Annotated in this window: 12 protein-coding genes; 7 read left to right on the top strand and 5 right to left on the bottom strand. The window is 70.1% G+C overall.

What is annotated here, in order from left to right; translation table 11 throughout:
- Positions 1-3 precede the first annotated feature (3 nt).
- Positions 4-1,029, top strand: a complete 1,026-nt coding sequence (locus OG272_RS00800; protein ID WP_327731973.1) for an NADP-dependent oxidoreductase — start codon at positions 4-6, stop codon at positions 1,027-1,029.
- A gap of 91 nt (positions 1,030-1,120) precedes the next feature.
- On the opposite strand, the gene OG272_RS00795 is transcribed toward OG272_RS00800, so the two are convergent.
- From OG272_RS00795 to OG272_RS00780, 4 genes are all read right to left on the bottom strand, one after another.
- On the bottom strand, positions 1,121-1,435 hold the full coding sequence (locus OG272_RS00795) for a putative quinol monooxygenase (protein ID WP_257561681.1): 315 nt from the start codon (positions 1,433-1,435) through the stop codon (positions 1,121-1,123).
- A gap of 87 nt (positions 1,436-1,522) precedes the next feature.
- Complete coding sequence (locus OG272_RS00790) at positions 1,523-3,259, bottom strand: PEP-utilizing enzyme (protein ID WP_405892159.1); 1,737 nt, start codon at positions 3,257-3,259, stop codon at positions 1,523-1,525.
- Positions 3,260-3,291: 32 nt separating this feature from the next.
- Positions 3,292-4,116 carry an SDR family NAD(P)-dependent oxidoreductase gene (locus tag OG272_RS00785; protein ID WP_326573217.1) on the bottom strand — a complete coding sequence of 275 codons (825 nt, stop codon included), beginning with the start codon at positions 4,114-4,116 and terminating at the stop codon, positions 3,292-3,294.
- Positions 4,113-5,378 carry an aromatic ring-hydroxylating dioxygenase subunit alpha gene (locus OG272_RS00780; protein WP_326573215.1) on the bottom strand — a complete coding sequence of 422 codons (1,266 nt, stop codon included), beginning with the start codon at positions 5,376-5,378 and terminating at the stop codon, positions 4,113-4,115. Before OG272_RS00780 ends, OG272_RS00785 begins: the two co-directional genes overlap by 4 nt.
- 293 nt (positions 5,379-5,671) lie before the next feature.
- Between OG272_RS00780 and OG272_RS00775 the strand changes: the two genes are divergently transcribed.
- The 6 genes from OG272_RS00775 (at position 5,672) to OG272_RS00750 (ending at position 13,241) form a co-directional block, all read left to right on the top strand.
- Complete coding sequence (locus OG272_RS00775; protein ID WP_405892158.1) at positions 5,672-6,136, top strand: VOC family protein; 465 nt, start codon at positions 5,672-5,674, stop codon at positions 6,134-6,136.
- 202 nt (positions 6,137-6,338) lie between these two features.
- A complete protein-coding gene (locus OG272_RS00770) occupies positions 6,339-7,265 on the top strand; it encodes a thiamine pyrophosphate-dependent dehydrogenase E1 component subunit alpha (protein WP_327731980.1) in 927 nt (308 codons plus the stop codon).
- A 5-nt stretch (positions 7,266-7,270) separates the two neighbouring features.
- Positions 7,271-8,296, top strand: coding sequence for an alpha-ketoacid dehydrogenase subunit beta (locus OG272_RS00765; protein ID WP_327731981.1), 1,026 nt, complete (start codon positions 7,271-7,273; stop codon positions 8,294-8,296).
- Positions 8,293-9,765 carry a dihydrolipoamide acetyltransferase family protein gene (locus tag OG272_RS00760; RefSeq protein ID WP_405892157.1) on the top strand — a complete coding sequence of 491 codons (1,473 nt, stop codon included), beginning with the start codon at positions 8,293-8,295 and terminating at the stop codon, positions 9,763-9,765. Before OG272_RS00765 ends, OG272_RS00760 begins: the two co-directional genes overlap by 4 nt.
- Before the next feature lie 248 nt (positions 9,766-10,013).
- Entirely contained in the window at positions 10,014-11,966 is a 1,953-nt protein-coding gene (locus OG272_RS00755; protein WP_405892156.1) for a serine/threonine-protein kinase, read from the top strand.
- A gap of 183 nt (positions 11,967-12,149) precedes the next feature.
- Positions 12,150-13,241 carry an IS630 family transposase gene (locus OG272_RS00750; protein ID WP_405892154.1) on the top strand — a complete coding sequence of 364 codons (1,092 nt, stop codon included), beginning with the start codon at positions 12,150-12,152 and terminating at the stop codon, positions 13,239-13,241.
- On the opposite strand, the gene OG272_RS00745 is transcribed toward OG272_RS00750, so the two are convergent.
- Positions 13,238-13,843 carry a helix-turn-helix domain-containing protein gene (locus OG272_RS00745; RefSeq protein WP_327731985.1) on the bottom strand — a complete coding sequence of 202 codons (606 nt, stop codon included), beginning with the start codon at positions 13,841-13,843 and terminating at the stop codon, positions 13,238-13,240. The genes OG272_RS00750 and OG272_RS00745 overlap by 4 nt on opposite strands.
- Positions 13,844-13,914: the final 71 nt, after the last annotated feature.

Here is a 13,914-nt window from a genome sequence, read left to right as displayed (position 1 = left end):
CCCGTGACGCCCCGTACCACCCGGGTGGTCTGTCTGGTGCGCCGACCCGACGGTGAACCGCTCCCCGGCGACTTCGCCGTGGAGGACCGCCCGCTGCCGCCCCTGGGCGAGGGACAGCTGCTCGTGCGCAACCTCTACATGAGCGTCGACCCGTCGATGCGCGGGCGCCTGGAGAGCACCGAGAAGCACTACACGCACAACTTCACCCCGGGCTCGCCGCTCGACGGCCGCGCCCTCGGTGTCGTGGAGGAGAGCCGCTGCGCCTCGGTGCCGCCGGGCACGTACGTACGCCACCAACTCGGCTGGCGGGAGCGGGCCGTGCTCGACGCGGCGGACACCGACGGCGCAGGCCGTATCGATCCCCGGCTCGCCCCGCTGCCCACCTGGCTGGGCCTGCTCGGCCAGACCGGGTTCACCGCGTACGTGGGCCTGACCCGGATCGCGGAACTGCGTCCGGGCGACACCGTCCTCGTGTCGGCGGCGGCCGGCGCGGTCGGCACCGCGGCCGGCCAGTTCGCGCGTCTGCTGGGCGCGGACCGCGTCATCGGGACCGCCGGAGGCCCGGACAAGTGCGCCCTGCTGGTGAAGGAGTTCGGCTACGACGCCGCCGCGGACTACCGCGCGGAGCCCGTGCGGGACGCGCTGGCCCGGCTGGCGCCCGACGGCATCGACGTGTACTTCGACAACGTCGGCGGTGAGCAGCTCGCCGCCGCGCTGCACGCGCTGCGCACCGGTGGCCGGGTCGCCCTGTGCGGCATGATGTCGCAGTTCGGCGGCGACCGACGGTCCGCCGACCTCAACCAGTTGATCCAGGCGGTCCTCAAACGGCTGACCCTGCGCGGATTCATCGTCCGCGACCATGACGACCTGCGGCCGGAGTTCGAACGGCGGGTCGCGGGCTGGCTCGCCGAGGGCCGGATCACCGCGCGCGAGACGGTCGTGGACGGTCTGGACAACGCGGCACAAGCCCTGCTGTCCCTGCTGCGGGGCGGCAACATCGGCAAGATGCTGGTCCGACTGAATGACTGAATGACTGAATGACTGAATGAATGGCTGAATGGCTGACGACTGGCGGCGCCCGCGACGCGGGCCCCGCCAGTCGCATGGGCCGGGACCACGGTCAGCGCATGGGCCGCGACGCGGCGACCGTATGTGCCTGCAGGGAGACCCCCAACCGGGTCAGTCCGGCCACGGCGGTCCGGAAGTCCTTGATGTGCGGGGTGGCGAAGTGCTCGTCGAGGGCCTGCTGGGACACCCACCGCTCGAACACCCGGATCCGGCGGCCGTCCGTGGGGTCCGCCGTCATGGCGTAGTCCAGGCAGCCGGGCTCTTCCTCGCGGGTGCGCTTCCCGACTTCGACGAGGTGCCTGAGCATCGTGTCGCGGTCCGCGGGCTCGTAGTCCATCCAGCCGGCGACGATGATTTCCTCTGACACGGTGGTCCTTTCCCCTTCCACGGTCATGGCTCATGACCGTGGGCCCGCCGCCCCTCTGTCAGGAAGGAGCGACGGGCCCATGGTTGCTCAGATGCCGAGTGCCGCCGGGACGCCGTCCACGGTGACCGTGCCCTTCTCGCCGTCGACCGTGATCACCATGCCGTCCCGCAGCCGCCGCGTACCGCCCTCGACGGAGATGACGGCCGGGATGCCGAGTTCGCGGCAGACCACGACGGCGTGGCTGTTGAGCGCGCCCACGTCCACGACGGCTGCTCCCGCCACGAGGAACAGCGGGGTCCAGGCCGCGTCCGTGATCGGCGCCACCAGCACCTCGCCCGGCTCCAGCGCCTCGCACGAGGCCGGGTCGGTGACCACCCGCACCCTGCCGGTGTAGGCGCCGTGGCTTCCGCCGACGCCCGTGAGCACATCGCCCTCGGCGGCGGTCGCGACGCCATCCTCGCTGCGCCGCGGCCAGCCGTCGATCTCGGTCTGTGCGTCCTGTGCGACGAAGAACGGCGGTTCCAGCTCGCGCAGCCCGGCGTATTCCTGAAGCCGCTGGGCGATGACGGACTCGAAGCCGCCGGGGTCGGCGACATAGTCGTCGAGCTCCGTCTCCAGCAGCATCATCACGTCCTCGGGCTCGGCGAAGCGTCCCGCCTCGACTCCGCGGCGCCCCAGCTCCCTCACCGTCATGCGGATTTCGTTGATGACGGTCACACAGTTGGCCTTGGTCCGCTCACGTGCCGGGATCCACACCTGGGAAGCGTGCATGCCGGCGTCGAACACCGGCCGAGTGTCCTCGGGGAGGGCCGCTCGGATCTCCGCCGCGAGTTGTTCGCGGCGCTCGGTCAGCCTGCGGTGACGCGCGGCCGGAGAGTTGTCGTCGGAGGTGTGCCGGATCCGATCGACCAGAGCCAGCGCCTGGACCGGCGCCGCCTCCCAGGACAGCGCGTGGATGTCCCACTCGTTGGGGCCGCGGTCGCCGGACTCGGCGATGAACTCGTCGAAGGAGTCACGGAACGCCTTGACGTCTCCGGTCGCCCCTTCGAGGGCCTGCTGCACCGCGGCCGGACCCCGGTCGAACAGAGCTGTCAGCTCCGCCGAGGCGACCACCTGGCGGGACAGCGTCCACAGCCCGGTTGACGGAGAGGCGGAGTCCACGCCTCCCAGCCCGCCGATGAGGTCGAGCATCGCGCCGGGACGGTCGACGCTCGCGCACAGCGGTCCGAGGATCGCCGGCCCGACGGACGCGGGCAGCGAGGACTCGACATGCCGTTGGAAGGTCGTCTCCACGTCGGCCAGCAACGAGCGGGCGTAGGCCACCAACTCGACGTCGGACAGGAGCGTCAGGTCGGGTCGCTCGCGCCTGATACGGCGCAGCCGCTCATGGTCGGCGTCGCCCTCCGGGTAGTCGGCCTGGCCGAGCATCCCCTGCAGCGTCGCTGTGGCCTTGGCCGTCAGCTCCGCGTCCAGGTCGTCGGGGTGCGGCACGTACACCGGCGTGTCGGAGCGCTGGCCCACGAAGGCGGTGTCGATCTGGTCCGCGGTCTGCCCCATGCGGATGCCGAACAGCCGCAGGTGCGACAGGTTGAGGTAGAAGTAACCGCCGAAGATTCCGACGAACGGAGGGCGAGGGCCGCTGATCTCGTCCCCGCGGTAGACGCCGAACTCGATGAAACCGCGACGCCAGCCCTGCAGGCCGCGCCCCCATACCAGGGTCCAGCCCAGCGGGCTGGCCGGCTCCGGCAGGGTTTCGCCCGCGTTGGCCCGGGTGTAGTGGGGCAGCCGCTCGCTGCGCTGCCAGTCGGTGATCCAGTGCTTCATGGCGAGGGGGCTCCCGCCGTCCGTTCCGGCGCTCACCACTGCGCCGTTCCGCCGTCGACGCTGATCAGGGTGCCCGTGATGCCCGCGCCGGCGTCGCTCGCGAGCAGCGAGGCGACGCCCGCGATCTGTTCCACGGTGGTGATCTTCTTGGTGGCGGCGTGCTCGGCGAACCGAGCCAGCCACTCCTCGTACGAGATGCCCTCGGCCTCGGCCGCGGCCGGCCCGGCGGCCCGCATCAGGTCGGTGTCGACGGCGCCGGGGCAGATCGCGTTGCAGGTGATGCCCATGGTGCCGTACTCGAAGGCGGTCGCCTTGGTCAGACCGTGGATGGCGTGCTTGTTGGTGATGTAGTGGCTGATCGCGGGTTTGTTGGCCTGCTTGCCCTCGACCGAGGAGATGTTGATGACCCGGCCCCAGCCGCCTTCCAGCATGGGCCTGAGCGCACGGCGGGTGCCGTAGAAGTAGGCGTTGAGGTTGAGGTCGAGCGCCTTGTGCCACGCCTCGTCGCTCAGCTCGTGGACCGGGGCGAAGCCCTCGGTGCCTCCGACGTTGTTGACCATGACGTCCAGTCGACCGAAGCGCTCGACCGTCCAGTCGACCAGCGCCTCGATGTCCGACTGGCGGCTCGAGTCGCAGGTGTGGAAGACGGCCTTGTCGCCGGCCTGGAGTTCTTCCAGGGCCTGCTTGCCCTTGATCTCGGAGCGGCCGCTGAGCACGACCGTGGCTCCGTCGGCCAGGAAGGCCTCGGCGATGGCGCGGCCGATACTGCGCGTGCTGCCCGTGATCACCGCGACACGTCCGTCGAGGCTGCCCGTAGCCACCATGTTGTTCTCCTGCGGTTTCTGAGGGTTCGTCATCTGGATGCTTCGTCCAGGAGGCGGTGGATGGTGCGGTGGAAGTGCTGCAGTCCGGGTTCGTTGCGTCCGAAGACGAAGTCGGTCCCGGCGAGGGCCTTCAGCCCCCGTTGGACTCCGTAGGTGGTCGCGTAGTCCTCGTCGCGGACCACCTCGTAGAACCACTCGCCGAACTGGTCCGCGGCGTGGCGCTCCTCCTCGGTGACGGCCGGTTGGCGCAGCAGGATGATCTGCTGGGTCACCGATTCGGTGGCCGTCCGGGGGATCACGATGGAGACGGCGATCTTGTTGCGCCACGTGCCGGCGATGGCCAGGCCGGGGAAGAGCCAGTAGATGGCTCCGACGATGTCGCCGGGGTCACGCTTGTCCGCGGGCAGGTCCACCATGTCGGCGATGGGCCGCAGGGCCGCAGCGAGACGCTGGTGGGGCCCCCAGGTGTCGTGGGCCATCATGTTGGAGAAGTTCGTCTCGAAGACCGTCTTCGTGTGCAGCGAGGCGAAGTGGTACGTCTCCAGGTACCCGTCGAGGGTGACCTTCCAGTTCGGGCTGGTCAGCTCTCGGGTCGCGTAGTGGTGGCAGTCCGCGAAGCGGAGCCCCTCCAGCAGTGGCTGCAGATCCCCCAGCCAGGCGTCCAGGTCGTGCTCGGCGTTCGGATCGAGCGATACGAAGACGATGCCGGCGCGCTCACCGACGGGGAGCTGTATCAGGCTGCGCTTCTCGCGTGGTACGTCGCCGAAGGTCTTCTCGGCGTACACGCCGCGCAGTTCCCCCGACAGGTCGTAGGACCAGGCGTGGTACGGGCAGGTGATCCGCTTCGCCACGCCGCAGCCCGGCTCGACGAGCTCGGCGCCGCGGTGCCGGCAGGCGTTGATCATCGCGTGGACCACACCCTGGCGGTCCCGGGTGATGAGGATGGGGGTGCCGAGCACGTCCAGTGCCTTGTAGGTCCCGGGCTTGGGGAGCTCGGACGACATGGCGAGCGGCAGCGGGACGCTCCGGTGGACGGCGTCCATCTCACGCAGCCAGCGGTCGACGTCGAGGTAGTTGTCGACGGGCTCCGTCCACTGCTCCTCGGCCTCGTGGGTCGTGTTGTTCCGGTAGTGCTCGATGACACGCTCGGCAAGGTCGGCCGCATCCTGCCGCATCGCCTTGCCCGCGTCATCGCTGGAGCGGTCCTGGCCGATCCATGAGTGGTATTCCGGGGCGGGGGGCGGCAAGGGGCGCTCGTCGCCTGCCGCTCGGGTCTCCGGTGAGATCTGGACCACGATGTCCTCAATCCTCCCAGTCGCGAGCTGATGAAGGGTTCCTGTGCTACAGCTCCGCTGTGACCGCCACAACAACAGGAGTTAGTGTTGTGTGTCAATAGAAAGTCCCGAAGTTCGGCTGTGCGGCATTCCGCAGGTCACCTTCGCTTTCTGCTGCGAGGGTAACCCCCGCTCAGGTCGATCTTTCTGGGGATCGACTCCAGCCGAAGGGTGGGTGCGGGTGGCGAGTGGGTGGAAGGGGTCCCGTGGTCGATGAGATGGCCGAGCCGGCTCGGGTGTCCCGAGAAGTGGCGATGACCAAGCCCTTCGAGGTCGGTGTCGTGGTGCGGGACCTGGAGGTGTTGGAGCGCTTCTATCGCGAGGTGCTCGGCTGTGTCCCGGTGCACCACTCGCACATCCCGCACGCGATCGGCGGCCCGGCCGGATTGGGCGGGCCCCTGCTGGTCGTCTGGCTTCAGGTGCCGTCCGGGGGCCGGATCAAGCTGATACGACTTCGGGCGGATGCGGATGCGGATGCGGGCGCGGCTGCGCGGCCGTCGGCCGTACCGCTGGCCGCACGCCGCGGCTTGTCCTATGTCACCTTTCACTTCGACGACATCGTGCCGGTGGTCGCCGCACTGCCGGCCGCCGGTGCCCGGCCGCTGTCGTCCCCGATCGTCGTGGTGGCGCGGGACCGGCGGATCAGCTTCTGGGCGGATCCGGAGGGCAACGTCCTCGAACTGGTGGACCGGCGAGGCGGTGACCAGGAGACCCGTTGAACCCGGCCCATAGTAATTAGAGAACCTCTTCAGTAAGGTGCGCCCTGCTGGTTACTGTAGACCGGCAACAGAAAGTCCGATCGGTTGGAAACCTCGCAACGGGGCGAAGGGGCGGACGATGGTTCAAAAAGCACCGCGGAAGTCGGCCGCGAAGACCACACACCAAGCATCCGCGCAGGTCATCAGGGACCTACACGAACGCATGGTGCGCATCCGGCTCTTCGAGACCGAGGCGGGAAAGCTCATGGAGGCCGGCAAACTCCCCGGCTTCCTGCACCTCTACGTCGGCCAGGAAGCCGTGGCCGCCGGCGTGATGGCGGCCCTGCGCGACGACGACCAGATCACCTCCACCCACCGAGGTCATGGGCACGCCGTGGCCAAGGGCGTCGGCTTCCGCGAGATGTACTCCGAGCTGTACGGCCGGGTCACCGGCGCCTGCCTCGGCCGCGGCGGAAGCATGCACATCAACGACCTCACCCGCGGCATGCTCGGCGCCAACGGCATCGTCGGGGCCGGCGTCCCGATCGCCGTCGGCGCGGCCTTCGCCGCCCGGTACAAGGGCGAGGACAACATCGCGGTGACCTTCTTCGGGGACGGCGCCACCAACATCGGCGCCTGGCACGAGGGCGCCAACATGGCCGCGATCCTCGGCCTGCCCGTGGTCTTCGTCTGCGAGAACAACGGCTACGCGGAGTTCACCCCGCAGTCCGCGCACATGCTGATCACCGACGTCGCCGACCGGGCCGCCGCCTACGGCATGCCGAGCGTGATCGTCGACGGCATGGACGCGGTCGCCGTGCACCGGGCCGCCACCGAGGCCGTCGAACGGGCCCGGTCCGGCGCGGGCCCGATGATGATCGAGGCCAAGACCTACCGCTTCTTCGACCACCAGGGCGTCAAGGGCCTGCGGCACCCCTACCGCTCGGACGAGGAGGTCGCCGAGTGGAAGTCGCGCGACCCCATCGACCTGATCGAGGCTCGCGCCGTCGCCGACGGTACCGCGACCCGCGCGGAGCTGGACGACGTGTGGCAGCGCACGCGCGACGAGATCGCCGAAGCCATCGCGTACGCGGAGGCGAGCCCCCTGCCCGACCCCGCCGACCTGCTCCTCAACGTCTATTCGGGATGACCGCCATGACCCTCACCACCGAAGCACCGGCCGGCGCCCCGGTCGCAGCCGCCCGCAAGCTGTCCTACGTCAAGGCCTTCAACGAAGGTCTCGCGCAGGCCATGCGCGAGGACGAGAACGTCTTCGTCGCCGGCGAGGACGTGGCCGGATACGGCGGCGTGTTCCGCATGTTCGACAACCTGCTCGACGAGTTCGGCCCCCGCCGCATGATCGACACCCCGATCTCCGAAGCCGCCCTGGTCGGCCTCGGGGTGGGAGCCGCCGCCCGGGGTCTGCGCCCCGTCGTCGACCTGATGTTCATGGACTTCATCGGCGTCTGCCTCGACCAGATCGTCAACCAGGCGGCCAAGATGAAGTACATGTTCGGCGGCGGGTTGTCCGTGCCGCTGACCATCACCACCGCCTCCGGCGCCGGCCTCGGCGCCGCCGCGCAGCACAGCCAGAGCCTGGAGGCCTGGCTGGCCCACGTGCCCGGCCTCAAGGTGGTCATGCCGAGCGACGCCTACACCGCCAAGGGCCTGACCGTCTCGGCCATCCGGGACGACAACCCGGTCGTCGTCATGCTCAACAAGGTCCTTCTCGGCAGCACCAGCGAGGTGCCCGAGGAGATCTACGGCATCCCGCTGGGCCAGGCGCACACCGCCCGGCAGGGCTCCGACGTCACCGTGATCGCCCTCGGCCGCATGGTGGGGGAGGCCCTCGCGGCCGCCGACGAACTCGCCGCCGAGGGCGTGGAGATCGAGGTGATCGACCCCCGCACCGTGCAACCCCTGGACACCGAGACGATGTTCGCCTCCGTCCGCCGCACCAACCGGGTGCTCGTGGTGCACGAGGCCGTCACCTTCGGCGGGCTCGGTGCGGAGATCGCCGCCCAGATCCAGGACGTGGTCTTCGACTACCTGGACGCGCCGGTCCTGCGCATCGGCGCCCCTTTCTCCCCGGTGCCCTTCTCGCCCGTCCTGGAGAAGGCGTACGTGCCCGATCGCGCCCGTATCGCCCAGGGCTGCCGACGTCTCCTCGAAAGGTCGTGACCGACGTGGCGGTCGAGGTTCTGCTGCCGAAGATCGGCCTGACCATGCAGGAAGGCACGATCGACGAATGGCTGGTGCCCACCGGCGCGGCCGTCGCGGAGGGCGACGCACTGATGCGGCTGGCCACCGACAAGGTCGACGTGGACGTCGAGGCGGAGGCCGGGGGACTGTTCCACCCGGTGGTCCCGGCGGGCGCCACAGTCCCCGCCGGGGCCCTCATCGGCTGGCTGCTCGCCGAGGGCGAGCAGCCACCGGACCCGGGGGGTACGCCGATGCCCGCCGGGTCCGGCTCCGGCGCGGGTGTGGCGGTCGTGCCCGCCCTGGACAACGGCGGTGGAAAACCGGCCACCGTGCCTGCCCCCGACGGCCGCGTGGGTCCGGGCGTCCTGCCGACGCTCACCGGCACCGGTGCGGCCCCCGACGCCGGGGTGCCCTCCGTCAACGGCACCGCCGACCGGCTGCCGTCCTCACCGAACGCTCGAAGGGTCGCCGCGAACGCCGACGTGGACCTCGCCGCCGTACACGGCACGGGGCCGGGCGGCCGGATCGTCTCCGAGGACGTGGAGGAGTTCCTCGCCGCCCTCGCCGACGACGTCGTCATGTCGGCCCCGTCGGCCCCGTCGGGCGGCGCCCCCTCCTCGCCGCTGGTCCGCAAGCTCGCGAAGGAGCGGGGCATCGACCTCTCCGGGGTGAACGGCACCGGCCCCGGCGGCCGGGTCCGCCGCTCCGACCTCGACGCCGTCGCTCCCGCGCCCGTTCGCCGGAACGCGGCCCCTCGTCCCGGCGACGTCCTCCCGCTCACCGGGATGCGCGGGACCATCGCGCGCCGGATGCACGCCAGCCTCCAGGAGATGGCACAGCTGACGCACGGCTACGAGGTGCGCATGGACGCCGTGGTGTCCCTGCGGGAGCGCCTCAGGGAGGAATGGGCCGACAGCGACCTGCCGGTGCCCAGCCTCAACGACTTCCTCCTGAAGGCCGCCGCCCTGGCCCTGCGTGAGCATCCGCTGCTCAACGCCACGGTGCGGGAGGACGGCATCCATCTGCTCGACGGCATCCACCTGGGCTTCGCGGTGGCCGTCCCGGGCGGCCTCATGGTGCCCGTGATCGAGGACGCGGTGGCACTGCCGCTGCCCGAGATCGCCCGCCGGACGAGGGCCCTGGCCCACGCCGCGCGCGAGGGGCGGATCTCCCCCGCCCAACTGGAAGGGGCCACCTTCACCGTCACCTCGCTCGGCGGATACGGCGTCGACTTCTTCACCCCCGTGATCAACCCCGGCAACGTCGCGATCCTCGGGGTGGGCAGGCTCAGGGACGGCGTCGAGTGGGACGACGACCGACCGCTGCGGACACGGGTGCTCACCCTGAGCCTCACCTTCGACCACCGTGCCGTCGACGGGGCACCCGCCGCCGAATACCTGCGCACGGTCGGTGAGTTGCTGCACAAGCCCCTCCGCCTCCTGGTGTGAGGTGAGGGGCAGAGCCACTCCTCACGCCGCCCGCGCGCCGTCTGCGCTGCTGTGCGCCCTGTGGCGATGGGGCGTGGCTCGTCAGAATGTCACCCCTCGGCTCACGGAGATCGGAGCCGGTTCGGCACGGGGGACACGAGTCTCCCGGCCCTTGCCGCGTCCGTGGCCGCGCCCCGACCGTCGGTCATGGCTCCCGGCAGACGGCGCGGCTGTCTGTGGGGACGTCGACGGACGGGTGAGGGTGCATCGTGGTGGAGCCGCTTCGGCATGGTACGGATCCTGGGCGTGTCGGCCCGTTCGAGCTGATGGGCCGTCTGGGCTCCGGCGGCATGGGCAGCGTGTACCTGGCTCGCCGTACCGGCGGAGGTCTGCTCGTGGCGCTCAAGACCATCCGGGCCGAGCTCTCGGCGGAACCGGGTTACCGCGAACGCTTCGCCCGTGAGATCGAGATCGCCCGGGCGGTCCGCAGCGTGCACACGGCGCAACTCGTCGACTTCGACGCCGGGGCGGACGTGCCCTGGCTGGCGACGGAACTCGTCCGCGGCCCCAACCTCGCGGACGTGCTCGCCGCGCACGGCCGACTGCCCGAGGGCAGCGTGCGTGTCCTGGCGGCCAGTCTGGCGGAGGCGCTGACGGCGATCCACACCGCGGGCATCGTGCATCGTGATGTGAAGCCGTCCAACATCATCCTCGCCGAGACCGGGCCACGCCTCGTCGACTTCGGGGTCGCACGGCCCGTGGGACAGGTCGGGCTCACCTCCACGGGACAGTTCGTCGGCAGTGTCGTCTATGCCTCCCCCGAGCAGTTACTCGCCCAACAGGTCGGTCCGCGGAGCGACATGTTCTCGCTCGGGGTCGTGCTCGCCGAGGCGTCGGGCGAGGCGGTGCTCTCCGCGCAGGGCACCCCGCTCGCGGCCGACGCCGTCGACGGCCGCACCCCCTCACTCACGTCCCTGCCGCCGGACCTGCGGACGATCGTGCGGAAGTGCCTCACGCGGAACCCGGACGCCCGGCCGTCGCCGGACGAGGTTCCCGGCATGCTGGCCGAACTCCCGCGTCCCGACGGCCATGGCACCTACCGGTGGCTTCCCGACTCCGTCTCCCGTTCGGTGCGCCGGAGTTCGGAGGGGCTGCTGGCCGTCACCCACCCACCGACGGCGCTCGACCCGCGGTCCGCGGGCGCTCACCAGCAGCCCACGGCGACCGCGCACGCGCACTCGGGAGGTGGGGCGTCCACGCGGGTCCCCACCAGCCCGACCGGCCGTCCGGCAGGTTTCGTTCCCCCGCCCGCCTCCGGGAAGAGGCTCGCTCTCACCGTCGCCCTGGTGCTGGCGGCGAGCCTGCTCGTCGTGACGGGTGTGTCACTGGCGGGACAGGACAGCGGGTCCGGGGCCGAGGACGGAGTACCGGGTGCCGCGCCCGGCACGACGGTCACGGCCTCGGCCGAGCCGTTCGACGACGGGAAGGCGTCGAGCGGTACCACCCCGCCCCCGGACACCGCCACGCCCGCGGGCACACCGGCGGAGCCCGCCCGCGCTCCGTCGGCCGCGGCACCCGAGCCGCCCACGTTCACGCGCGGGACACTGGGCGTGTCCCGCTACCAACACCCGGGCTACGCGGCCACGGTGACCTCCGTGGAGGCGCACGGCCATCGGCTGACGGTCGCCCTGCGGGCGAGAGGCGAGGCGGACCTGCGGGCGGCGGACACCACATGTCTCGTCGTGCGGGGACCGGACGGGACGTTCACGGTGCGTCCGTCCGAACAGAACGCGGAGACGGCCCGGCCCGGTGTCTTCGACGGGACGCTCACCTTCCCGCTGCTCGTGTCGGGCAGCTACGTTCTCCGCTACTCCTGCCGAGACGACTACTCGGACGTCGCCCTGGGCACAGCGACCGTGCCCCACATCGGCATCTCCATCTACAGCGACGAGTTCTTCGCCGTCGTCCTGTCTGCGGACCGTACGTCCAGCGGTCTGCAACTGGTGTTCGCCTCCGCCGGAGATGCGACCTTGCGCAGCCCCCAGACGTCGTGCCTCGACCAGGGCGGCGCGGAGGAGTACCCGGAGAACGTTCGACTGGACCGCAGCGACACGACGCTGAACCACTTCCACTACGGCGTCATGGACTTCCCGTCAGGTGCCGTGGGCAGCACCTTCACCTATTCGTGCGCCGACGACTACAGCGCCGTTTCTCTGCCGTGACCCTGACTCCGTCCAGACGCTCGCTAGGGCGTGTTTCGGAAGTCCCTTCTGCTCTGCGGCGTCCGGCGCGCCGAGAGCACGCACCGGACGCCGCAGAGCCGCCCTTCGGGCGACGAAGGGACTTCCGAAACTCGCCCTAGTGTTCTGAGTCGGGAATTCTGTTCAGATGTATAGGCTTGCTCCATGGCACGGACGGGGCGGCCGAAGGCCGAGTTGACACTGTCGGACGAAGAACGGGCCGCACTCGAGGAGTGGGTGCGGCGACGTTCCACGCCGCAGGCATGGGCGTTGCGGTGTCGGATCATCCTGGCCTGCGCCGAGGGCGCCTCGAACAAGGACGTGGCTGCTCAGCTCGGTTCCACACCCCATGCGGTGGGCCGCTGGCGGGCCCGGTTCGTGCAGTACCGGATCGCCGGTCTGGGTGACATGCCGCGTCCGGGCGGCCCAAGGACCGTGACGGACGAGCAGGTTGCCGCGGTAGTCACCAAGACGCTGGAATCCACTCCGAAGAACGCAACGCACTGGTCGACGCGGTCGATGGCGAAGGAGACGGGCCTCTCGCAGTCGTCGGTTTCACGGATCTGGCGGGCCTTCGGCCTGCAGCCGCACCGGTCGGAGACCTTCAAACTGTCGACCGATCCGTACTTCGTCGACAAGGTCCACGATGTCGTCGGCCTTTACCTGGACCCGCCCGAGCGGGCCCTGGTGTTCTGCGCCGACGAGAAGTCGCAGATCCAGGCCCTGGACCGATCCCAGCCCGTGCTGCCAATGATGCCCGGGGTTCCCGAGCGGGTGACCCACGACCACGTCCGCGCCGGCACCACCACCCTGTTCGCCGCCCTCGAGGTCGCCACCGGCAAAGTGACCGGCTCCCTGCACCGCAGACATCGGGCTGAGGAGTTCAAGAAGTTCCTCACCAAGCTCGACAAAGAGGTGCCCGCCGACCTGGATGTCCACCTCATCTGCGACAACTACGCCACCCACAAGACCCCCGCCATCAAGAAGTGGCTGCCGGCCCACCCCCGCTTCCACCTGCACTTCACACCGACCGGCTCGTCCTGGCTGAACCTCGTCGAGCGATGGTTCGCCGAACTGACCAACAAGCAGATACGGCGCGGCGTTCACAGGTCCGTCCAAGCCCTGGAGAAGGACATCCGCAACTGGATCGCCGCCTGGAACACCGACCCGAAGCCCTACGTCTGGACGAAGACCGCAGACGAGATCCTCGAACGCCTCGCCAGTTATCTGAACAGAATTCCCGACTCAGAACACTAGGTGGTCGGGTCGGCGATCCGTTCCGCCAGCTCGCCGACCTCGCGGACGAAGGAACGGTGCCCCAGCGACCGGTAGACGTCGTCGCCCCGGACCTGTGAGATCGCCGCGGTCTCCAGCAACGCCAGCAGGCCCAGGCCGATCACCGCCGCCTCGGCGTCGGAGACGGACTCGCGGGCCTTGCGCATCAGCCGCATCAGCTCGTCGAGCAACTCGCTACGGCTTTCCTGGCGCAGTGCCTCCGCGTCCTGGCTCATGCCGGCCGACGACACGAAGAACACGGTGGCGGCGGATCGGTGCTCGCCCATCCAGGCCAGCAGCGTGGTGACCGCCGCCGCGATGTCCGCGCCGGGTTCGTGGGCATCCGTGAGCGCCTGCAACTGCTCGCGCAGCGCTGCGGCGAACACCCGCATCCCCTCCGCCAGGACCTGGTCCTTGGAGGAGAAGTGGTAGTACACCGCTGCCGAGGTCATCTCCGCGCGAGCGGCGATGTCGGCCACCGTCACCTCGTCCGGCGGCTGGGTGGCGAACAGCTCGGTGGCTGCTTCGATCACCCACTGTTTGCGCGACGGACGGTGAGCGGCGCGGGTCCGGGAGGTCGTCATGCTGTCAAGTATGCCGGGACCCGAGGGCCTCGGATCCCCATCCGTAACAGGAATTATGCCGACCGGTGGTT

Origin of the sequence: Streptomyces sp. NBC_00104, from assembly GCF_045160825.1 — a bacterium.
Lineage (GTDB): Bacteria > Actinomycetota > Actinomycetes > Streptomycetales > Streptomycetaceae > Streptomyces.
The sequence above is the reverse complement of the archived record's forward strand: the minus strand, read 5'-3'. Positions and strand labels throughout refer to the sequence as shown.